Source organism: Longicatena sp. 210702-DFI.1.196 (genome assembly GCF_020563125.1).
GTDB classification, from domain to species: Bacteria; Bacillota_I; Bacilli_A; order Erysipelotrichales; family Erysipelotrichaceae; genus Longicatena; species Longicatena caecimuris.
The window spans coordinates 90,847-112,261 of the sequence record NZ_JAJCPX010000005.1 but is presented as its reverse complement, the minus strand read 5'-3'; the positions used below and the strand labels follow the sequence as shown (position 1 = coordinate 112,261).

At 37.0% G+C, this 21,415-nt stretch carries 22 protein-coding genes and 2 tRNA genes; 21 read left to right on the top strand and 3 right to left on the bottom strand.

Translation table 11 applies throughout. From position 1 onward, the window contains the following. The first annotated feature begins 198 nt into the window (after window positions 1–198). From asnB to LI241_RS04060, 4 genes are all read left to right on the top strand, one after another. The gene (gene asnB, locus LI241_RS04075; RefSeq protein WP_008687905.1) at window positions 199–2,034 is read left to right on the top strand and encodes an asparagine synthase (glutamine-hydrolyzing); all 1,836 of its coding nucleotides are present in this window, start codon (window positions 199–201) and stop codon (window positions 2,032–2,034) included. A 221-nt stretch (window positions 2,035–2,255) separates the two neighbouring features. Next, a tRNA-His gene (locus tag LI241_RS04070) sits at window positions 2,256–2,331 on the top strand. Window positions 2,332–2,522: 191 nt separating this feature from the next. Continuing rightward, complete coding sequence (locus LI241_RS04065; RefSeq protein WP_008687907.1) at window positions 2,523–3,362, top strand: DegV family protein; 840 nt, start codon at window positions 2,523–2,525, stop codon at window positions 3,360–3,362. Window positions 3,363–3,365: 3 nt separating this feature from the next. Beyond that, window positions 3,366–4,118 (top strand): histidinol-phosphatase, encoded by a 753-nt coding sequence (locus LI241_RS04060; RefSeq protein ID WP_008687909.1) that lies wholly within the window; start codon window positions 3,366–3,368, stop codon window positions 4,116–4,118. Between the two features lie 53 nt (window positions 4,119–4,171). On the opposite strand, the gene LI241_RS04055 is transcribed toward LI241_RS04060, so the two are convergent. Together LI241_RS04055 and LI241_RS04050 are read right to left on the bottom strand one after the other, a co-directional pair. Then, on the bottom strand, window positions 4,172–4,777 hold the full coding sequence (locus tag LI241_RS04055) for a hypothetical protein (protein WP_008687911.1): 606 nt from the start codon (window positions 4,775–4,777) through the stop codon (window positions 4,172–4,174). Between the two features lie 52 nt (window positions 4,778–4,829). After that, complete coding sequence (locus LI241_RS04050) at window positions 4,830–4,970, bottom strand: hypothetical protein (RefSeq protein WP_226896977.1); 141 nt, start codon at window positions 4,968–4,970, stop codon at window positions 4,830–4,832. 260 nt (window positions 4,971–5,230) lie between these two features. Here LI241_RS04050 and LI241_RS04045 point away from each other — a divergent pair, with 260 nt between their 5' ends. Then, on the top strand, window positions 5,231–5,530 hold the full coding sequence (locus LI241_RS04045; protein ID WP_008687914.1) for a phasin family protein: 300 nt from the start codon (window positions 5,231–5,233) through the stop codon (window positions 5,528–5,530). After that, a complete protein-coding gene (locus tag LI241_RS04040; protein WP_008687916.1) occupies window positions 5,514–7,118 on the top strand; it encodes an AarF/ABC1/UbiB kinase family protein in 1,605 nt (534 codons plus the stop codon). The genes LI241_RS04045 and LI241_RS04040 overlap by 17 nt, the downstream gene beginning before the upstream one ends. A 50-nt stretch (window positions 7,119–7,168) precedes the next feature. Here LI241_RS04040 and LI241_RS04035 read toward each other — a convergent pair. Further along, window positions 7,169–7,256, bottom strand: a tRNA-Ser gene (locus tag LI241_RS04035). 243 nt (window positions 7,257–7,499) lie between these two features. On the opposite strand from LI241_RS04035, the gene LI241_RS04030 reads away from it, so the two are divergent. The 15 genes from LI241_RS04030 (at window position 7,500) to LI241_RS03960 (ending at window position 21,393) form a co-directional block, all read left to right on the top strand. Beyond that, window positions 7,500–7,907: an SPOR domain-containing protein gene (locus LI241_RS04030; RefSeq protein ID WP_008687918.1), complete on the top strand. Its 408-nt coding sequence runs from the start codon at window positions 7,500–7,502 to the stop codon at window positions 7,905–7,907. Beyond that, the gene (gene radC, locus LI241_RS04025; RefSeq protein ID WP_008687920.1) at window positions 7,897–8,574 is read left to right on the top strand and encodes a DNA repair protein RadC; all 678 of its coding nucleotides are present in this window, start codon (window positions 7,897–7,899) and stop codon (window positions 8,572–8,574) included. Before LI241_RS04030 ends, radC begins: the two co-directional genes overlap by 11 nt. Before the next feature lie 50 nt (window positions 8,575–8,624). Continuing rightward, complete coding sequence (gene mreC / locus LI241_RS04020) at window positions 8,625–9,464, top strand: rod shape-determining protein MreC (RefSeq protein WP_008687921.1); 840 nt, start codon at window positions 8,625–8,627, stop codon at window positions 9,462–9,464. Window position 9,465: 1 nt separating this feature from the next. Then, window positions 9,466–10,020 carry a hypothetical protein gene (locus tag LI241_RS04015; RefSeq protein WP_008687923.1) on the top strand — a complete coding sequence of 185 codons (555 nt, stop codon included), beginning with the start codon at window positions 9,466–9,468 and terminating at the stop codon, window positions 10,018–10,020. Beyond that, window positions 9,993–10,565, top strand: coding sequence for a hypothetical protein (locus LI241_RS04010; protein ID WP_008687924.1), 573 nt, complete (start codon window positions 9,993–9,995; stop codon window positions 10,563–10,565). Before LI241_RS04015 ends, LI241_RS04010 begins: the two co-directional genes overlap by 28 nt. Next, window positions 10,544–11,320: a septum site-determining protein MinD gene (minD, locus tag LI241_RS04005; protein WP_008687926.1), complete on the top strand. Its 777-nt coding sequence runs from the start codon at window positions 10,544–10,546 to the stop codon at window positions 11,318–11,320. The genes LI241_RS04010 and minD overlap by 22 nt, the downstream gene beginning before the upstream one ends. Window positions 11,321–11,386: 66 nt before the next feature. Beyond that, a complete protein-coding gene (locus tag LI241_RS04000; protein ID WP_008687928.1) occupies window positions 11,387–12,514 on the top strand; it encodes an AI-2E family transporter in 1,128 nt (375 codons plus the stop codon). Between the two features lie 95 nt (window positions 12,515–12,609). Continuing rightward, window positions 12,610–13,188 carry a M23 family metallopeptidase gene (locus tag LI241_RS03995; protein ID WP_008687931.1) on the top strand — a complete coding sequence of 193 codons (579 nt, stop codon included), beginning with the start codon at window positions 12,610–12,612 and terminating at the stop codon, window positions 13,186–13,188. Continuing rightward, entirely contained in the window at window positions 13,157–13,933 is a 777-nt protein-coding gene (locus tag LI241_RS03990; RefSeq protein WP_008687933.1) for a site-2 protease family protein, read from the top strand. The genes LI241_RS03995 and LI241_RS03990 overlap by 32 nt, the downstream gene beginning before the upstream one ends. Before the next feature lie 43 nt (window positions 13,934–13,976). After that, window positions 13,977–14,930 carry a metal ABC transporter substrate-binding protein gene (locus LI241_RS03985; protein WP_008687935.1) on the top strand — a complete coding sequence of 318 codons (954 nt, stop codon included), beginning with the start codon at window positions 13,977–13,979 and terminating at the stop codon, window positions 14,928–14,930. 342 nt (window positions 14,931–15,272) lie between these two features. Next, on the top strand, window positions 15,273–17,858 hold the full coding sequence (gene polA / locus LI241_RS03980) for a DNA polymerase I (RefSeq protein ID WP_008687937.1): 2,586 nt from the start codon (window positions 15,273–15,275) through the stop codon (window positions 17,856–17,858). Window positions 17,859–17,866: 8 nt separating this feature from the next. Beyond that, the gene (gene mutM, locus LI241_RS03975; RefSeq protein WP_008687938.1) at window positions 17,867–18,697 is read left to right on the top strand and encodes a DNA-formamidopyrimidine glycosylase; all 831 of its coding nucleotides are present in this window, start codon (window positions 17,867–17,869) and stop codon (window positions 18,695–18,697) included. Next, complete coding sequence (gene coaE / locus LI241_RS03970) at window positions 18,694–19,281, top strand: dephospho-CoA kinase (protein ID WP_008687939.1); 588 nt, start codon at window positions 18,694–18,696, stop codon at window positions 19,279–19,281. The genes mutM and coaE overlap by 4 nt, the downstream gene beginning before the upstream one ends. Before the next feature lie 13 nt (window positions 19,282–19,294). Then, on the top strand, window positions 19,295–20,476 hold the full coding sequence (locus tag LI241_RS03965; RefSeq protein WP_008978542.1) for a DnaD domain protein: 1,182 nt from the start codon (window positions 19,295–19,297) through the stop codon (window positions 20,474–20,476). Further along, window positions 20,476–21,393, top strand: a complete 918-nt coding sequence (locus LI241_RS03960) for an ATP-binding protein (RefSeq protein ID WP_008687941.1) — start codon at window positions 20,476–20,478, stop codon at window positions 21,391–21,393. The genes LI241_RS03965 and LI241_RS03960 overlap by 1 nt, the downstream gene beginning before the upstream one ends. The last annotated feature ends 22 nt before the right edge of the window (window positions 21,394–21,415 follow it).

Here is a 21,415-nt window from a genome sequence, read left to right as displayed (position 1 = left end):
TTGTACAAATTGTAAAAGTATACAACAGTATCCGCAATTTTCAGAATTATTAATAGCTTTCTTGCAATCAGCTATTGAGAAACGTTTGTACATCCTTTATAATAAATAAGATTCCTGTCTTATTCAAAAGAATTATCTATATGAGACAAACAGGATACTGGAAGATAACGCATGAAATAGCGTAAAGAGGTGTTAACAATGTGTGGATTTACGGGTTATTACGGTTTTGGTAATTACGATCGAAAACAGATATTAGATGCGATGGGTGAATGTATTGCTCATCGTGGCCCTGATAGTGATGGAACATTTTTAGATGATCATGTAGCATTGGGATTTCGTCGTTTAAGTATTATCGATTTAGAAGGAGGCTCTCAGCCTATTCACAGTGAGGATGGCAGACATGTCATCGTATTCAATGGAGAAATTTACAATTATCAGGATATTCGCAAAGAACTGATTGAAAAACATGGCTGTACATTCGCGACACATAGCGATACAGAGGTTATCTTACAGGCATATAAAACCTATGGTGAAGATGCCGTAAAGATGTTAAGAGGTATGTTCGCCTTTGTGATTTATGATAAGGAAACACATACGATGTTTGGCGCACGCGATCAATTTGGCATTAAACCATTTTACTATGCTAAGATGAACGACACCTTATTATTTGGTTCAGAAATTAAATCTTTCTTACCTCATCCAGCTTTTCACAAAGCGGTGAATAAAGATGCTTTAAAAATGTATTTGATTTTTCAATACAATCCATTAGAAGAAACAATGTTCAAAGATGTCTATAAATTAGAACCAGGTACATGTTTTACCTATGATGGCAGTGACTTTAAGGTGAAACGCTATTTTACCTTTGCCTTTGAGGAAACGTCAAGATCATTAGAAGAAACGGTAGAGTGCATTCATCAAAGTGTCAAGGATTCTGTTGCTTATCATAAGATAGCTGATGTTGAGGTAGGTTCTTTCTTATCCGGCGGTGTAGATTCTAGCTATATTGCATCTGTTTTACGTCCGGATAAAACATATTCTGTTGGTTTTGAAGTACAAGGGTTTGATGAAACGACCCATGCTAGAGATTTATGTGAGACACTACATCTGAAAAACAAGAAAAAAACATTAACTTCAAAAGATTTCTTCGATGCTTTACCAAAGGTGCAATATTATTCAGATGAACCTCATGCCAATTTATCGGCTGTACCTTTATTCTATTTATCTGAAATGGCTGTGGAGGATCTGAAAGTTGTACAAAGTGGTGAAGGTGCCGATGAGTTGTTTGGCGGATATGATGCTTATAAAGAAAACAAAAATGATGAACTTTATAAAAAAATCGTACCTGCTGCATTACGCAAAAAGTTAGGGCATTGGGCAAAAGGCAGAGCTGAAAAACGAGGTATGGGCTTTTTACAACGCAATGCTACTTCTTTGGAGGATTCTTATATCGGGCAGGCATTTATTATGGATAATGAAGATGCGGATGAGGTCATGGCAGATGGTTATAAAACAGCTTTATGCTATCAGGATGTTACACGACCTTACTTTGAACGTGTAAAAGAACAAGATGACCTACATAAGAAAATGTATTTAGATATGCACTTATGGTTGCCTCATGACATCTTATTAAAAGCCGATAAGATGACGATGGCACATTCCTTGGAACTGCGTGTTCCTTTCTTAGATAAAGAAGTTTGGAACTTAGCAAAATCGCTGGAAAGTGAATATTGTATAAAAGGCGAAGAAAGCAAACGTGCGTTCCGTATGGCGGCTATGAAAAATATACCAAGTGATTGGGGCAAACGTAAAAAGATGGGCTTTCCTGTTCCATTGCGTGTATGGCTGCGAGAAGAAGCGTATTATGCAAAAGTGAAAACGATGTTTGAAAAACCATATGCGGCAGAGTTCTTCAACCAGAAGTTAATCTTACAATGGCTTGAAGATCATAAAAATAATTTAGGAAATTATCAGCGTAAGATTTATACAGTCTATTCTTTCTTATTATGGTATGAGCAGTATTTTGTTTTACATTAAGGCGCAGTGAAGACCGGTTTAACCGGTCTTTTGTGATGCAACTCAAGGTTGATAACTTGGATGAAAAAGTAAGGTGTAAGCGAAGATCCCAACCGTTTTAAAGAAAACACCAGGAATGGACTTTACGATTCCATTCCTGTCTTTATAAAAAAATTAAAAAAACTATTTACAAATAAAAAGGGATAAGATATAATATAACTCGCCTGATGAAAGAAATCATGGCGGATGTGGTGAAGTGGTTAACACAGCGGGTTGTGGTCCCGTCATGCGTGGGTTCGATCCCCATCGTCCGCCCCATATAAGAACAGGTAACCGGCATCGCCGGTTTTTTTATGCGCGGACGATGGGGATAAACGGTACGTGTCGTAAAAATAAGAAAGAAGAAATGACGTAGCTCAAAGAGGCTGCCCTTGAAAACATTGTAATTCTTAATTCTGTATTGTGATTTTAAAGTAAAATTGCTATAATTGCACGTAAGGAGTGATTCCATGAAAAAGATAGCATTAATGTGTGATTCCAGCGCAGATATCACCAAAGAACAAGCAAAAGAGCTGGATATTCATGTCATCCGCATGCCGATCAGCATGAACGGAAAAGAATTTATTGAAGAAGAGACAATATTTGACAAAGATATCATTCAGGCATTAAAGAATGGTGATCAGGTAAAAACAGCACAGCCCATCATCGGAGATCTTACGCGGATGTGGGATGACTTATTGCAAACATACGATGAAGTATTTTATTTACCTTTATCAAAAGCACTAAGCGGAACTTGCCATGTTGCTATCGGACTGGCTGATGCATATGAAGGAAGAGTCATAGTAGTAGATAGTGAATATGTTTGTTATCCTGTTGTCAAAATGTTGCAAACGGCCCGTAAGATGTTTGAAAAGGGATATACAAGCTTACAAGTAAAAGAAAAACTGGAGAAGGAAGGCAGCCTATTTGCCGTTTTGATCCCAGAAAATTTGACGACATTAAAGAATGGCGGCCGAATTTCGCCAGCTGCTGCAGCGTTAGCAGGTTTATTAAAAATTCAACCATTGCTAAAGGTTGAACATGGGGCAATTGATTTAGTAGATAAAGTACGTACCTTGAAAAAAGCATACAAAGAGGGAATTGCTTATGTTATAAAGGACATTGATCCGGCAGAATATGATTGGATGATCATTGATGCTGATAATCGTGAGGTAAGCAATGAATTAAAGCTTCAATTGGAAGAGGTAATTCATCAACCGGTAGAACAGCAAGTGTTTAAAGCGGTTATTATGTCTCATGCCGGACCTGGCACGATTGGTTTTGGACGCATTAAAAAGATACGGTATTAGCATATGATAGATGCACATGTATCTTTACAGGGATCCTACAGCAAAGCGTTGTTGATGGAATATAGCAAGGTAGCACAAAAGAAACACATTGATGAGCTTTATGTGTTAGAGCCAACCTATAAGTTTCAAGAATGTGAATTGTTGTATCAGGAAATACGGGCAACTTATCCATGTCAGAATCAATGGTATAATAATATAACCAAATGCTCTATTTGTGAATATCAAAATTTTATTGATGAAATGAAGCAAGAGGAGTTCCCAATAGCAATAAAATTCGGTCTATGTGTCAGTTATCTGCCGCAACACGAACGTTTTCTTGAGCAGTTGAAGCAAGCGTATCCATATGATGTTTTTGTCGGCAATATTGAATTTATTGATAATGTTGCTTTTTCATGGAATGAATCTTATGAGATGATGTGGAATAAGTATAATGCTAATTTCTTATATCGTCGCTATTATGAAACTATGAACGCCTTGTTAACAAGTCAATTATTTGATGGGGTTGCAGGGTTTGATGCGATTAAGATTTGTCAGATAAAACCAAGTTTTTCTATGGATCATACATTTCATAAATTAGCGAAAATATTAAAAGAGAAAGCTATTTATGTTGAACATGATACAATCATGGCTTATCGGTATCAACATGGGGATGATGGCTTGCAAGCGGACTTTTTACAAGTGTGCAAGGCGCTGGGAGTTAGAGTTTTACGGGCAAGTAATGCCAGCGTTCCTGAAGAGGTAGGAATGGGATTTTAAGATAATATGAAGGCTGTGATAACGGATGTTCTCCGCTGTCACAGCCTTTTGTTTTATTGAATCAATTGAATCAGTTCTTCACCGTTAGCTAATAATGCTTTTTCCAACTCTTGATTTTCCTTTTTCACGATCCATACACCATCATTTTGTTGTAAGGAAATAGTAACAGTTTGCTCTTTTTCTTCTTTACTATCACGAATATAAGTATATAACGTGGTAAGTATTTCTTGTTGGGCTTTTTGATCAGAAAAGTTCTTATCTTTACTGAGCTTTTCCACTTTCTTCTCTGCTTCTTTCATCCCTTTTTTTACAGCATTACGAATATCTTTTGTTTTTAAGATTATAGCGACTTGTGCATTTTTATCCTTTATGGTTTCCTTTTTTATCGTGAATTGAAATCCATACATCGTATCATGTGCAGCTTTTTGCAATTCGTGATCAATGCCATCTATATAATCCTCATCTTGCATCTGTAAAGATTTCATGCTTGCCAGATTCCATTGAGAAGATGTTTTTAAAGCTGTTTCATCCTGCTTTTGGATTGCTGTCAGAAATTGTTTGGTTACATCAGTTGGTGTCGGTTGTTTTTCTTTTTCACTGCAGCCTGCGCATACCATAAGCATAGCTACGATGATTGCCATCCATCGAAATCGTTTCAAATTATCGCCTCCAATGCAGCTTATTTTAACATTGAATGAAAGAAAAGACAAATTATGTTAATTTGCTTGTCACATTTTTGAGATCTTCTTCCAATTTTTCATACTCACCCGCATAATTATGCCCAATCAAAAATAATTTATAATATGCTTTATATTGCTCGAAATAACGTTTTAGATAAGATGGCTGTTTCACGATGCGTACCTCGTTATAAGCAATATGTGCATGATCAAGAAATTTTATGAAAGAAACATATTTCCTCATGTTCATCACCAGTTTCATTTTAACGAAAAGATAGGGAAAAGTCTACTATTTCTAAGGCTTTGTTGAAAAGATGGAACATATCATACGGAAAGCAGATCATTCAGAAGGAAAAAAGTATTTCCTTTGTGCCGAAGCATAGAAAACGTGGTAAAATAAAAGTAATAAAAAATATCCAAAGGAGATGTATTACTATGTTGAATTTTAGTGATGATGTAAAGAAAGTATTTCTTGCCGGAATCGGTGCAGCTGCTACAACAGCAGAAAAAGCAAAAGAATTAGTAGATCAGCTAGTTAAAAAAGGTGAATTGACTGTAGAGCAGGGAAAAGTGTTAAATGAAGAACTAAAACATGCGGTCAAAGAAAAGCTAAGTACTCCTGTAGATGCAGAAGGTATTAAGAAAGATCTGGAAAAGGTGAGCAAGGAAGAACTTGCGGCAATTAAAGAAAAGATTGAAGAATTGCAAGCAAAGAGTGATGAAGAAGACAAATAATAAGAGTCTAAGCAGTAAACGCCGACTTGCTCAAATCATTAGTATCCTAAAAAAGCATCAGATTACGAAAGGTGTCGATCCAATAAAATTTCGTGAAATTTTAGAAGATCTAGGCCCTACCTTTGTCAAAATCGGACAGATCATGTCAGCAAGGCAGGATATGTTTTCAGAGCGATATTGCGTAGAACTTATCAAACTACGAGATAATGTTGCTCCCATGGATATGGAAACGGTACGTAATGTCATCGAAGAAGAATATGGGATGGATCTAGAAGATGTTTTTATAGACTTTGATGTACAGCCTTTAGGTAGTGCTTCAATCGCTCAGGTTCATAAAGCCAAACTGAAGGATGGACGAGACATTGTTGCTAAGATACAGCGCCCCAACATCTATGCGACCATGGAACGTGATATTTCATTAGTGCGAAGAGCTAGTAAACTTTTACATCTCAATGAAATATTAGGCAGTGTAGTAGACATTAATATCGTTTTAGATGAATTTTGGCATACTGCCAAAGAGGAGATGGATTTTCTTAACGAAGCTAAATTTGCCAAACGTTTTACTGCCCTTAATGAGGACATTCAATATATTGGTGCTCCTAAGATAGAAGAGGAATACAGCACGAGCCGTGTTTTAGTCATGGAATATATTAATGGCTTACAAATCGATGAATTTGAGGTTTTGGAAAAAGAAGGCTATGACCGTAAAGAAATCGCGATTAAGTTAGCAGAAAACTATATCAAACAGATTGTAGATGATGGATTTTTTCATGCTGATCCACATCCGGGCAATTTGCGTATTCGGGATGGTAAGATTGTCTGGATTGATTTTGGCATGATGGGCATGCTTAGCAAGCAAGATAAAGATTTAATGAAAAACGCCGTCATGGCGATTGGCAATAATGATACCCAGAAACTAGTGGATGTCGTTTTGGCTTTAGGTATCCATGATGCTAAAATTGATCATGCCTTGTTTTATGATGATATGGAAAGCTTTATGCGCCGTTATCTACAAATGGAATTGGCAGAAATCAATCTTGGTGTAGCGATACAGGAAATCTTTACGATTGCACATAAGCATAAAATATCGATGCCAAAAGGTATTAGCATGCTCGCAAGAGGGCTAGTCACGATAGAAAGCACTATGGTAATCGTAGATCCAAGTATTAACATTATTTCTATAGCGGCAAATCATGTGGCAGGAAAGATGGTAAAAAAGTGGGACCTAAAAAAAGAACTGACCAAAAATGGCAAACAATTGTATGATGCAACTACTTATGGCATGCGATTGCCGATTCAGTTATATGAAGTCATGCAAATGGTTATGAAAGGACGTTTAAAAATTAATCTAGATGTCATGGGCAGTGATGTACCAATGACTGCTATTAATCATATGGTGAATAAGCTGACTGTTGGTATTGTCAGTGCTGGGTTGTTAATGGCTAGTTCATTACTGTGTACTACACAGATGACCCCAAAAGTATTTGGCATTCCGGCATTAGGTTTCATCGGATATATTACAGCTATTGGTTTAGGCTGTTGGCTGTTATTTGCGGTGATGAAAGAGCATCGTAAACGAAAACGCTGAAGTAAAAAAAGCCCCTATTACCTTACGGTAGTAGGGGCTGATAATTTCCATGGCGGAGCGCATGAGATTCGAACTCACGGTAGCTTTCACTACGCCACCTTTCCAAGATGGTGCCTTAAACCACTCGGCCAACGCTCCAAGGTTACTTTTATTATTTTACTTATTTTCAAATAAATGTCAATAAGAATTTACTACTTTCTACGATATGTCTTGTAAGGAATAACCTTTATAAAAAATTGTTGGTGAAATATGTGCGCAATTTTTACGTTTTTTGCATGATTGCGTCGTATATGTATACGGAAGGGATTCTTTGTCTGTTTCTGTCGTATCGGCATTTTCTCATGCACAAAACACATATACAAGGGTAGGAGGGTAAGGCATATGGAGAATAAACGATTAATTGTGTTTTTTGCAGTATTGTTTTCAATAGTATTTTCCATCGTATACTATGCACTGTTTACAACACTGTCCGATGCAGAAGCACAAAAACGGACATTATATATGGTGCAGGTGGGGTTATACAAACAGCAAGACAGTATTGACGATATGCAACAAAAGCTGAAAAAGGAAGGCATATCATCTTATGTTTGGAAACAAGGAAAGACAACGGCGGTTGTTTGTGGTGTTGATGTTGATGAGAAACAAACAAAGAAGGTAGAGTCTGTGTTGAAAAAGAAGAAGTACAACTATATTCAAAAAAGTGTAACCATTACGGATGCGAAGTTGGCTACCCTAATTGATAAAAAAGAATATGGTGAAGTACTGGAAAGGATCAAAGATGAAAGTTAAAGAATTAAAAGAAGAAGAGCGGCCACGTGAAAAGGCGATTCAGTATGGAGTAAACGCTTTGAGTAACCGAGAATTAATAGCATTATTGCTCAGAAGCGGTACGCAATCGCTAAGTGCTTTAGAATTGGCAGATAAGGTGTTAGCATTAAAAGCAACACTTGGAGAACTGGGAAATGCCAGTATACAAGAGCTTATGTGTATCAAAGGCATTAAAAAAGCAAAAGCCATTGAATTGAATGCCGCTTTTGAATTGTGCCGACGCATTGCTTTTGATAAAGTGATGCATAAGGAACAAATTGAAGAACCACAGGATATTTTGGAATGGTTGAATCAGGAAATCGGCTATGCTAAACAAGAACATTTTTTAGTGTTGTTTCTTGATCAGAGAAATCATGTCTTATGTTATCGTACTATGTTTATGGGCACATTAACTTCTGCAAGTGTCCATCCACGAGAAATCTTTAAAGAGGCGATGCAACAAGGCTGTGCAAAGATTATTTGCGTTCACAATCATCCATCTGGCGATGCAACACCAAGTGATGCTGATATCACATTAACAAAGGCTATTCAAGAGGCTGGGAAAATGGTAGCGATTCCATTGATTGATCATATTATCGTTGCACGGAATACGTACATAAGTTTTCGACAAAAACGACTTATGGATTGAACTATTTCATTTTACCCTTTATAATGGAGAGGTACGAAATAGGTGATAAGATGTCAAAATTTAATCGACTTCAGAAAATAGTAATCGGAATCATCCTGGCCTTTGTGGCATTGGGTGTTCTTTTGAAAAGCATGAGTGGTACGCTAACAAGCAATTTAGGCTATGATGGCATCAGTATGCTGAAATATGCGCTGATCGATCATCCGGTAATGACCGCAAAAGATTGGCTGCAAGATTTGGCAAATTTGTGGAGCGTGAAGGAAGAAAATGATTTACTACGCTATGAACTTAGCCAAAATCCTTCTTACAAGGCAAAATATGATGACGAACGCCGTAAGAACACAGAACTAGAAGCGGCTTTGAAACTGCAAAAGAGCGAAGATAAATATACCATGACATGGGCACATGTGATTTCCCGTGATCAGGCAAGTTGGAATAATCTTATTACCATCGATATTGGAAAAAGAGATGGTGTTAAGGAAGGCATGGCAGTCGAATCGGTAAATGGTATGATCGGCAAGGTTGCCAGTGTGTCAAATCATACCAGTGTCGTGAAGTTGTTAACGAGTGAAGACAAGACGACGACAGCTTCCATTAAGATCAATATTGATAAGAAGACAAGTGTTGATGGCGTATTGCAAAGTTATGATATCAAGCGTGGCATGTATGTCATATATTTATATGATGATACGGATAAAGTGAAGGAAGGCATGCAGGTCATTACAAGTGGCATGGGTGGAGGATATCCTAGCGGCTTGTTGATTGGTAATGTCGATTCTATTCAAGCTTTAAGTAATCAAAGTGGACAGACTATTTATGTACGTCCGGTTGATGATTTTCAAGAATTCACGTTGGTGCGTGTAATTACAGGCGCAAAGGGGGAGAAGTGATATGACACATCTTCTCTTTGTTGTTTTCTGTTTTCTAATCGATGAAGTTTTGATGATTTTATTTCCCAACTCTTATTTGGTAGATACATTGATGTTTATTCCAAACTTGGGTTTTTGTGCAATGATTCTCACTGTTCGCAAGTTTAATCTGATAGACACCTGTTTGTTTGCCTTTGGCTGTGGAATGATCTATGATTTCTGTTTTGCGAATACATTTCTGATTTATGCAATTGTTTATACTCTGGTTGCCTGCCTGCTACATCTTTGGAGCAAGCATATGACCGATACCTTAATAGAATCGTTAATTCTAGCAATTGTGACAATTTTCGTCAAAGACCTTTTGATATACTTCTACATGAGCTTTCAGCGAATGACAGAAATGTCTTTGACACTTTGGGCAGAACGCTATGAATTATTGACCCTACTTGCGAATGCTATCTTAGCGATGGTCATTGTTTATTTGATCAAAATCAAAGACGATTATCTGGAAATGAAAGCCCGTCGGATACGAAAAGGGGAAAAGGTCGAATGGTTCAGATTAAAATCAAAGGAATAAATAAGGATTATCATGTGTTTGTCGAATTTGACGATTTTGATGCATGCTTACAAGAATTACATCATAGACTGCTGCAATGTAGTATTTTCCATACATCTGCGCTTGCAGTCTTTTTTCATTTGCCAAAGATCAATGATGCGCAATTTCTTGCTATTTTGCAAGTTTGTGAACAATGTCATATCATCATGAAAGGCTGCAATGTAGAAACAGAAAAACCGCGAATCAAGATTTTGCAGAAAACGTTAGGGAATGGAGAGCATTATCACTTTCATGAGCCAATCCTTTTATTAGGCACCATTGAACAGCAGGCTTATGTTGTGAGCGAAGCTTCTTTGTATGTGTTAGGAAATATGTATGGGAGTGTGGACCTTTTGCATGCCCATTGTCAATTATACGTTTCAGCTATGCAAGGGAATGTGCGCATCTGTGACAGTCGCTTTCAAAATCTGACATCTTTTTCACCAGCAGAGGTTTATTATGAGCATTGCACAGTGAAACTGAAACAACTAAAGGAGGAGAGAATGTGGGAGAGGCAATTGCAATAACTTCCGGAAAAGGCGGTGTAGGGAAAAGTAGTACCGTCATAAACATCGCAACATTATTAGCTCAAAGAGGCTTTACGGTTTGTATGATTGATATGGATCTGGGATTGAAAAATCTAGATATCATGCTTGGTTTAGAACATCGGGTCATTTTTGATTTAAAGGATGTGTTAGATGGGCGCTGTACGTTGGCAAAAGCCATCATCAAGGATAAACGGGAAGAGAATTTATATTTGTTGCCTGCCTGTAAGACTATCCATATTGATCAATTTCCAAAACATGAGTTGCCTCATATCGTTGAGGCGTTGAAGCAGAAATTTGATTTTGTGCTCTTAGATGCTCCGGCTGGAATTGAAAGTGGCTTTTTACAGGCCATTGCCTGTGTCAAAAAGACAATTGTTGTCACAACATTAGATGTCACAGCATTGCAGGATGCTGATCGTGTCATTGGTATTCTAATGAAAGAAGGAATGGAAGAAATTTCTTTTATCGTGAATCGCATGCAGCCAAGACTTATTGAAAAAGGCATCTGTATAACATTAGAAGAAGCAAAGTCATGGCTAGCAGTGGATTTTTTAGGATATGTGTTTGAAGATGAGGAAATGATACGTGCAAACAATCATGGAACACCTTTAACAAGACGAAAGGATAGCCAATTATACAGTTGTTTTCACTGTATCGTAAAGCGTTTGTTAGGCGAAACCAGCGCTTTGCCAAAATATCGTTCCAAAACAATATTGGCAAAACTGTTTGGATAATGGCGAACTTCCTAGTTTTTTTACGATGTTCATGATAAAATAACAAATAGAAAGCTAGGTGTTCAAATGCTGAAAAAAATATTAAGGAAAATAGATGAGCGGTTCTCTTTATATGCGATGGCGAAGATCATCGGAGTCTTGATCATTTTGTTTCTGCTCATGCAGACACAGCGCATTTGGGGAAATTGGATGAGTATTGCTTATAGTGTTTTACAGCCATTCTTATATGGCTTTGCTTTGGCGTACATCATGAATCCGCTTGTTTTATATATGAAGGCAAAAGGGTTAAATAAAAATTTCAGTATCTTACTGCTATGGATCATCATTTTGGTGATTTTGGTGATATTGATTGTCTTATTGCTGCCTATGCTATATGCGAAAATCAATGAATTCATTTCTTCCTTGATTCAAGGTGTGCAATGGATCAGCTTTAAGATTAAAGAAATTGGTAATCTAAAAGATTTCTCACTTGTGAATAGTCTAACCGACAATATCATTAAATTGCTGGAAGCTTATGATGATTGGATGCCGGGACTTGTATCAAGCCTGCCATCTTGGATGAGTACGATTTTGGATTATGTGACAAATATTTTATTTACGATCATCATTGCCATTTATATGCTGTTTGATTTTGACCGTATGAAAGGTTATGTGAAAAAAGCTTTTCATTTGTTTATTCCAAACAGTGATATTTATTTACATGAGATTGATGAAAATGTTACGGTTTATTTAAAAAGCATGGCCTTATTGATTTTGATTCGTTTTGTTGAATATTGTGCCTTTTATTACTGTGTCGGTCATCATGACTGGCTGATTATTGGAATCATTTCAGCACTTGGCGCGGTAATCCCTTATATTGGCGGTACTGTGGCAAATGCTATCGGTATTTTGACCGGGCTGACACTTCCATCAAGCAATTTGGCAGCCTTGATCATTGGTATTATCGTATTAAGCAACGTGGATAACTATGTCATTTCGCCAATTGTTCATGAGAAACGAAGTGCATTAGGACCGTTAATTACGTTATTTGCGGTATTTGCCGGAGGAGTTATTGGCAATGTCGTCGGCATCATGGTATCTGTACCACTTGTGATTGCTATTAAAACAACGAGTGAATTGTATCAACAACGTCATGAACATAGCACCTTTAATCAGGCGATGAAAACAGAAATAGACGATACACCATCTACATAACACCAAGAAGAGGATGCATTTCCTCTTTTTTTTATCCTGTTACCCTGTTCTAGTTGGTTATGTTTTTGCATATGCTGTATTGTAGGAGGGATGATATGAGCGATCTGAATGATGTAAGAAAACGTATACGTAAACGAAGAGGAACACAAGCAACAGAAAAGGAACACTCATTCTCCCTATTTCGCCTGTTTTATCATACGGTGATGCTGGCAATGGGGATTTGTGTGGTCGTGTTGGCGTTAATGTTAAATGCCAAGCTGAAGCTGATCGAGATGCCGGCATATATTCAAAATTTCAAATTGGATTCACTGACACAATGGATACCTTTTGATAATTGGTTTTCTTTAAAAGAAGAAGCTGTCAGTGCTGCACCTGCCTATACGCCAATCAAGGATAATCAATATCAAAATGGCACAAATAGTGCATATGCGGTTTTTAATGGTGTAGTACTTCATGTACAACGGAGTGATTCTGGAGAATGCAGTGTATCTTTAAAACAGGATAATGGTGTTGTGACAACCTATGGACATTTAAAAGAAGTCAATGTAAAGGCTGATGAACGTATTCTGAAAGGGAAGATGCTAGGCACGTATGAAAATCATATAACGATTGATTTTCTAAAAGATAATAAGGAGATTTCCTATGAAAAAGGTCTTGCGGAAAATTCCGTTTAGTATATCCATTTTATGGTTGCCATATCTGTTCCTATTACGGATCGTACCTATGCAAAAAATCGTTCTGTATATTTTTATGATGTTGACCATTCATGAGCTGGCGCATATTTTGATTGCCCGGCTTTTTCATTATCCAATTCGAAAAATTATCATATATCCTTTTGGTTTGGCCGCTCAGATATCTTATATTGGCTATGGCAGCTTAATCAAGGAAACACTTATATTAGCAGCCGGTCCATTCACTCATATGCTACAGCCATTGCTTCTTTCCTTTCTGTATCAACAAGGTGTTTTATCACTGGCATTTTATACGTATCTGTTACAGATCAATGCCGCATTGCTTGTATTTAATTTATTGCCGATTTATCCTTTGGACGGAGCACGTCTGTTACAAAATTTTTTGCATTGCTTTTTTCCATTTCAAACTGCGAATCGTATTTGTTATTTCGGCAGCTTTTTGCTGTTGCTTTTCTTTATGTGTTCTTCTTTTTGTAAGGGTATTTCGATGTGGTTATTGTGCATCTGTTTACTATGTGAACAATATGTCGCTTGGAAAAATTTGCCTTGTGATACTCTGCGTTTCTATCATTATCGTTTGCTGCACCCAATCCCTTATCCGCCTCTTTTCCATGAGCATCATGACTTATATCGGGGACGCTATAATATCTTAAAATGTTCGCGCGGATGGATGAAAGAGGAAGAGTGGCTGAAGTCGTATTTCTTTGAAAACAGGAGTAGGCGATAGTTGCGAATTATGTTATAATTTGAGGCAAGGAGGCATAGACCTTATGAAAAAGAAATTACTATTTGTTTCCTTGCTGAGCATTCTTTTAGTAAGCGGTTGTGAAGAAAAAACGCCAAGTGTTGCAACCACTGTATATCCAGTACAGTATTTAGTAGAACGCATTGGCGCTGATAATGTAAAAAGTCAGGATATAAGCGAAAATACAATGATCCAACGAGCACAGATCAAAGCGAATTATAAGGATATTCTAGCATCTGCAGATGCATTGTTTTACATTGGCTCCTTAGAGCCTTATATGCAGATGTATGCGGATGATATTCGTAAAGAGACGGATATGGTAGATTTGGCTACTAAAAGTGCCATCTATAAATTTCAACGATATACAACGACCTATGTAAATGATGTCAGTGCTATCGTAGAGTCGCCTTATTATGAAGGAGAAAGTTTTGACAGTGTAGAAACTTATGATAATGACCCTATGTTGTGGATGGATCCGGTTGCCATGACCAGCATGGCGAGTGATATACGCGATTATCTGGTTGATAAATATCCGGTATATCAGAAGATCTTTGATGAAAATTATGATCAATTGGAAATGGATCTTGCTCGTTTAGATGCCGATTTTCAAAGTATTCACGATCAGCATAAAAATATTGCTTTTGTATCCATGACGCCAAGTTTTGGAAATTGGCAGAAGTCTTATGGTATAGAAGTATATCCGGTCATTTTATCAAAATATGGTGCCTTGCCAACCAAGGATCAGTTAGAAATCATAAAAAAGCGTATTCGAAATGATCATGTGCGTTATATGGCAATGGAATCTAATTTGCCAGAAGATATGGTAAGGCTCAGAGAAAAATTAATCCAGGAGCTTGGTTTAATTCCCGTTGAGTTAAATAATGTATCCAGTTTAAAAGAAAGTGATCAAAAGGCTGGAAAAGACTATATGTCGATCATGTATAAAAATTTGGAAACCTTAGAATCCATTGCATCGTAAAAGGTCAACACGACCTTTTTCTTGCGTTTGCTGTAATACTATGCAAATTAAGCATGTTCCATTCGCTCTCATGGATAAGGATATAAAGAAGAAGATGTAAAGGCATTGCAACATGTTTTGTTTAGAAATGCATCATGAAATCATAAAAGAAAGATTCATTAAGAAGCAAAGATGTAGTGGATTGTCATATAAAAAAGAGCAATCAGCAGTGTTATAGCAGGATAAAGTTTTCTTACTTTCCAAGTAGAAAGCGTGCTAGAAGTGCTATGACGTGGTAAAATAATCAAGAAAAGATAAAAATGCATGCTATCGAAAGCAATGTAAATAAATATGGAGGAGCTTATGAAAAAACTATTATTAATTGATGGAAATTCCATGCTGTTTCGTGCCTATTATGCAACCGTATATGGACGCATGATGAAAACCAGCAATGGAATACCGACAAATGCAGTATATGGCTTTATCACAATGATTAATAAAGCCTTTGATATGATACATCCGGATATGGTGTTAGTGGCTTGGGATAGTGGAAAACCAACCTTTCGCCATGAAACTTATACGGAGTATAAAGGGACACGTAAAGAATTAGATCAAGAATTGATCGTGCAGTTTCCAATTGCTCGTGAATATTTGGATGCGTATGGTTTACAGCGTTATGAATGCGATGGTATTGAGGCAGATGATATCATAGGCTGCATGGCACGACAGCATCCTGAATTAGAGATTCATATTTTATCAAGTGATCGAGATTTATTACAATTGATTGATCCTACGACCGATGTCTATCTAATGAAAAAAGGTATCAGTGAAATTGAGGTCATGAATGAAGAAAAATTGATGGAGACAATGGGGATTAAGCCTTCACAGATTATCGATTTGAAAGCATTGATGGGAGATAGTGCAGACAATATCCCAGGGGTAAAAGGTATTGGCGAAAAGACAGCATTAAAACTGTTAAAGGAATATGATACCGTTGATAATGTTTATGCTCACATTGAGGAAATCAAAGGAAAACTGAAAGAAAAATTGGAAACAGATAGGGAAAAAGCCTTTTTATCAAAATATCTGGCAACAATTAAAACCGATGAAACCTTGCCTATTGATATTACAGCGTTGATGCTGCAGCCTCCCAAAGAAGAACTGCATGATTTTTATATAAAATATGAAATGAATAGTTTTGCAAAAAATACACGTAAAAAAGAAGAGGTAACGCGTGATGGAACCTATGCAGTAGTGCAAAAGATATCAGAAGCATTTTATGATGGACATAGTGTTGTTTATGCAGATATCGATAATGAAAATTATTATGATGCTACATTATATGGTTTTGCATTAAGCAAAGAAAATAAAAATGAATACATCACTTTAGAAGATGCAAGAAAAGATCCGGCGTTTTTACAGTATCTAGCTACAAAAAATGACAAGGCGGTTTATGATGCGAAAAACTTCTATCATGCTTGTCATAAAAATAACCTAATCGCAGCAGATGTGAACTTTGATATTATGCTGGCAGCCTTTTTAGTTGATCAAACCATTTCTGATTATGAGAAGTTGGCAGAAAAATATCACTTTGATCAAAGTATTCATAAAGAGGATATCTATGGCAAAAAAGGGAAGCCAAAACTCATCGATTTTGCGCAACAAAGCAAATATGCTATGTTGCAGGCAGAAAATTTATATAGTATTGTAGCTTTATTAGATGAAACCTTGCAAGAAATGGAAATGAAGGATTTGTTTGATACAATTGAGATGCCATTAACGCGCGTATTGTATGCCATGGAAAAAGAAGGCGTATATTGTGATAAGGCAGTTTTACAAAAAATTGCCGATGAAACAGAAGCTAAGATCAACGCGTTAAGTTTGCAGATTTATGAAATAGCAGGGATGGAGTTCAATATCAATTCACCTAAGCAGTTGGCATCTGTATTGTATGATGAATTAGGTTTAAAGGCAGGCAAGAAACGTAGTACAGCAGCCGATGTCTTAGAAAAACTTGTGCATGTACATCCAATCATTCCTCTGTTGTTGGAGCATCGCAAATATCAGAAGATTTATAGTACATATGCAATCGGTTTGGCAAAACATATTTTGGCAGATGGGAAAATACATACGCTTTTCAATCAGATTCAGACACAGACGGGACGATTATCGTCTTCAGAACCTAATTTACAAAATATATCCGTACGTAATGAAGAAGGAAAAGGTATCCGCAAAGCCTTTGTGGCAAGTGAGGGACATGTTCTGTTATCTGCTGATTATTCACAGATTGAATTGCGGATGTTGGCACATATGGCAGATGAGGAACAGATGATCGATGCGTTTAACCATGATATCGATATTCATACCAAAACAGCCATGCAAATATTTGATGTTTCACATGATGAAGTAGATGCCAATATGCGTCGCAGTGCGAAAACCGTGAATTTTGGTATTGTCTATGGACAAAGTGATTTCGGTCTAAGTGAGCAATTGGGCATTTCACGGAAAGAAGCTCATACCTTTATTGAAAAATACTTTGCTTCCTATCCGAAGATCAAAACCTTTATGGATGCGACTATTGCTTACTGTGAAGAACATGGCTATGTGAAAACATTATATAATCGACGTCGTTACATAAAAGAGATAGCAGATAAAAATTATATGATGCGTGAATTTGGAAAACGGGCGGCTATGAATGCACCAATACAAGGAAGCGCTGCAGATCTGATTAAAATGGCGATGATACACATCTATCAAAAAATGCAGGAAGAAAAGGTGAAATCGCGTATGATTTTACAGATTCATGATGAGCTTATCTTTGATGTATGTGAAGATGAAATTGATAAGATGACACAAATTGTAGAAGAAGGCATGCAAAATGTTATGAAATTAAAAGTACCGCTCATTGCACAAGCAAATATCGGCAAGAGTTGGTATGATGCAAAGTAGGTGAAGATATGCCAGAATTACCTGAGGTAGAAACTGTAGTCAGGACCTTAGAACATCAACTGGGCAATGTGACGATCAAGGATTGTCATGTATTATGGGATAACATTATTGCTTATCCTACACCCCAAACGTTCTGTGCACAGATCAAAGGCAAAACGATTCAGCATTATGAACGTTATGGTAAGTATTTATTATTTGATTTAGGTTCCATGATGTGGATTGCCCATATGCGCATGGAAGGGAAGTTTTATATTCAAAAAAGTGATGAGCCTTATGATAAGCATGTGCATGTGCTGTTTGATTTACAGGATGGCAGACAATTGCGCTATCATGATACTCGCAAATTCGGCAAAATGTATTTATATGAGAAACGTAAGGATATCCATCAGTATCCATGCTTTCAAAATATTGGCTTAGATGCCTTTGATGAACGTTTAACACCCACTTATTTATATCATGCATTACATAAACGAAAGATCGTATTAAAAGCTGCTCTACTGGATCAAAGCGTAATTGCAGGAATTGGTAATATTTATGCTGATGAAATTTGCTTTGCACTAGGTATGCATCCAGAAACTAAGATTTATCATTTACGAAAAAAAGATTTTGAACGGCTGTTGCAGGAAACGAGAAGAATCTTACAGGGGGCTATTCGTTATGGAGGTACGACAATACGTTCTTACACCTCAAGTCTTGGCGTGGATGGAAGGTTTCAATTGAAATTAAAAGTACATGCGAAAAAAGGAGAGAAATGCCCGGTATGTCAAGGAGAAATCAAAAAAATAACAGTAGCGACCAGAGGTACCTGTTATTGTCCGACATGCCAGCGAAAACGATGAAAAAAATAGGTTTGACCGGAGTGATGGGAGCTGGTAAATCCAGTGTGATCGCAATATTAAAAGAAAAAGGTATTACCGTTTTAGATTGTGATGCTATCAATGCGAAGCTCCTTGAAAAAGGAGAAGAAGGTTATCTTAAGCTAATAGCGACTTTTGGTAATCAATTGCTAGATGAGCATGAAGAGCTTGATAAACAGCTCATGAGTGATTTAATTTTTAAAGATCCTTTACATAAACAACAGGCTGAAGCCATCTTGCATCCCTTGATCAAAGCCAAAATTGAGCAGGAACTCTTATTACATGCGGATGAGAAAATCGTTGTTGTTGAAGTACCATTGCTATTTGAAGTAGGTTGGGAAGCCTTTTTTGATGCTGTATGGGTCGTGGCTTGTGAAAACTCGCTTTTATTAGAACGTTTGATGAAGTATCGTCATATATCACAAGCAGAGGCGAAGCGACGCTTAGCACATCAAATGTCGCAAGAAGCTAAGATAGCGAAAGCGGATGTTGTTTTGTATAATAATTCGAATAAAGAAAATCTGGAAAGGCAGATTTGTGATATACTGAAAGTAATTAGGAGGTGATGCTGTGGGGGCTATGACGAAATGCCGCATTGAAGTCATCGGCGAAATGACACAGGAACGCCATGCTGCGTTTGTCATGCTGTATTATCCTTTGATTGGTCAAGATGCAGCGATACTTTATAGCACCATGGTTGCCATTGGCACAAGAAACCAAAAAATACGCAATCATCTCTTGATAGAAAAAATCAGTGGTCTCAGCAAAGAGGTCATTGAGAAAAATCGCCATATTTTGGAACAATATCTGTTAGTAAAAACGTATTATCGTGCTGTTGATGATCAATATGTTTATCAGGTATTCATGCCAAAAGAAGGTAATACATTCTTACGACATGAGGTGTTTGGCCGTTTATATCTTAAACAAATGGGAAAACAGGTATATGAATTCAATAAACTGTGCTTTGCTCATGATTTGGAAGATAAGGAAGAATATCAGGAAATCACCATGCCTTTTGAAAATATCATTAAAGATCAGTGGAAAGACAGTGAAGAAGAGAATTTTCAGAAATTAAAGCCAGATGAGGATGATATGCAGCGGATGAGCGATATTCCATTAAGTTTCAATTATGATCGCTTTTTAACAGGATATTCAAAAACACTGTTTCCGCTTACCTGTCGCAATCAAAAAAATCTTCGCTTAATTGGAGAATTGGCCACTATTCATGGTATTTCAGAAATGGATATGCGAAAATATGTATCGCAAAGTATGAATTTAAAAGATAATACATTAAATGCCGAACTATTGAAACGTAAGGTGCGCAATGCCAAACGCAGTGTTATGGTTGATCTTGATGTGAAAAATCCATATGCTTTACCACCGGTGCGCTTTTTACAAAGTAAGCAGCATGGGATTGAAGTTAGCCGCAGTGATGCCTATTTGATAGAAACGCTAATCACTGATTTTAAGATGAAACCAGAAGTTGTAAATGTATTGATTGAATATGTATTGGAAAAAACAAATCAGCGTTTCAGTAAGTCATATGTTGAAAAAATCGCTAGTGTTTGGGTACGTTTAAACATTGATACGAGTGAAAAAGCATTAGCACATATTAAGGAAGAAGAACAAAAACCAATTAAAACAAAGAAGAAGGAACTGCCGGAATGGTTTCAACAAGAGGATGAAGGCAGTGAAAAGGCTAACAAGACGGTAGATGATAAAGAATTAGAAGAGATGATGGAGCGACTGCGAGGTGAATAATGATGGAACCTGTGGAGTTTTCCTTCACATTAAGTGAAGAACAAAAAAAAGCAAAACAAAAGCGTGTGGCTGCTCTTATAAAGCAACCACAGATTAAACAATGGCTGAAACAGTATGATCAAACTGCTGCTTTTGTCGAAGCACATAGTGGAAGATTTCAAGATTATTGCGATGTAATGAAGAAATGTGAGCATTGCCAGGGCATAAGCTTTTGTCGTCAACCGATGACAGGAACACGTATGGAGTTACGCTATGATGGTATCTTACAAAATGTACTGGTGCCTTGTCATTATCAAATCGAACAACAAAAGTTATATGCGCATGAAAAACAATATCGCCAATGTGATATGCCACAATCCTATTTATGTGTGGATCTGGCAAAACTGGATCTAAAAGAAGAAAGCGGTGAATATAAAGGCGTTGTCATGCAGGTATTGCAGACCATCATGGATGAAGATAGCTCAAAAGGGTTATACTTATGGGGGAAACCGGGAGCAGGGAAAAGCTATTTAGCCGCCGGTATGTGTAATTATTTTGCGAAAAAAAAGCGTAGTGTATCTTTTGTCAATGTACCAAAGCTCATATCTGATTTAAAAATGATGTTTCAAGAACCGCTAGCTATGGAAGCAAAACTGGCTAGTATACGGCATGTAGATGTTTTAGTTTTGGATGATATTGGTGGAGAAAGTGTTACCTCATGGAGTCGTGATGATATCCTATTGCCTATCTTAGATGGGCGTATGGAAGGTAAGAAATTAACAATTTTTACAAGTAATTATCGGATGCAGGAATTAAAGGAAAAATGGGCACTGGGTAATGGAAAACAGATGGAGCCAATGGCTGCAGAACGGCTTTTAGAGCGAATTTCTACATTATCAACTGAAATTTTTGTAAAAGGTAATTCAAGAAGGAAATAAATGCTAGTAAAAATTGTAAGAA

Coding starts and splice junctions, on each gene's coding strand:
- polA (WP_008687937.1), top strand. CDS start 15,273: ATGAAAAAACTATTATTAATTGATGGAAATTCCATGCTGTTTCGTGCC.
- LI241_RS04000 (WP_008687928.1), top strand. CDS start 11,387: ATGCTGAAAAAAATATTAAGGAAAATAGATGAGCGGTTCTCTTTATAT.
- LI241_RS03990 (WP_008687933.1), top strand. CDS start 13,157: ATGAAAAAGGTCTTGCGGAAAATTCCGTTTAGTATATCCATTTTATGG.
- LI241_RS04060 (WP_008687909.1), top strand. CDS start 3,366: ATGATAGATGCACATGTATCTTTACAGGGATCCTACAGCAAAGCGTTG.
- LI241_RS03985 (WP_008687935.1), top strand. CDS start 13,977: ATGAAAAAGAAATTACTATTTGTTTCCTTGCTGAGCATTCTTTTAGTA.
- coaE (WP_008687939.1), top strand. CDS start 18,694: ATGAAAAAAATAGGTTTGACCGGAGTGATGGGAGCTGGTAAATCCAGT.
- LI241_RS04065 (WP_008687907.1), top strand. CDS start 2,523: ATGAAAAAGATAGCATTAATGTGTGATTCCAGCGCAGATATCACCAAA.
- LI241_RS04010 (WP_008687924.1), top strand. CDS start 9,993: ATGGTTCAGATTAAAATCAAAGGAATAAATAAGGATTATCATGTGTTT.
- LI241_RS03965 (WP_008978542.1), top strand. CDS start 19,295: ATGACGAAATGCCGCATTGAAGTCATCGGCGAAATGACACAGGAACGC.
- asnB (WP_008687905.1), top strand. CDS start 199: ATGTGTGGATTTACGGGTTATTACGGTTTTGGTAATTACGATCGAAAA.
- mreC (WP_008687921.1), top strand. CDS start 8,625: ATGTCAAAATTTAATCGACTTCAGAAAATAGTAATCGGAATCATCCTG.
- LI241_RS04045 (WP_008687914.1), top strand. CDS start 5,231: ATGTTGAATTTTAGTGATGATGTAAAGAAAGTATTTCTTGCCGGAATC.
- LI241_RS04015 (WP_008687923.1), top strand. CDS start 9,466: ATGACACATCTTCTCTTTGTTGTTTTCTGTTTTCTAATCGATGAAGTT.
- LI241_RS03995 (WP_008687931.1), top strand. CDS start 12,610: ATGAGCGATCTGAATGATGTAAGAAAACGTATACGTAAACGAAGAGGA.
- LI241_RS04040 (WP_008687916.1), top strand. CDS start 5,514: ATGAAGAAGACAAATAATAAGAGTCTAAGCAGTAAACGCCGACTTGCT.
- radC (WP_008687920.1), top strand. CDS start 7,897: ATGAAAGTTAAAGAATTAAAAGAAGAAGAGCGGCCACGTGAAAAGGCG.
- LI241_RS04030 (WP_008687918.1), top strand. CDS start 7,500: ATGGAGAATAAACGATTAATTGTGTTTTTTGCAGTATTGTTTTCAATA.
- mutM (WP_008687938.1), top strand. CDS start 17,867: ATGCCAGAATTACCTGAGGTAGAAACTGTAGTCAGGACCTTAGAACAT.
- LI241_RS03960 (WP_008687941.1), top strand. CDS start 20,476: ATGATGGAACCTGTGGAGTTTTCCTTCACATTAAGTGAAGAACAAAAA.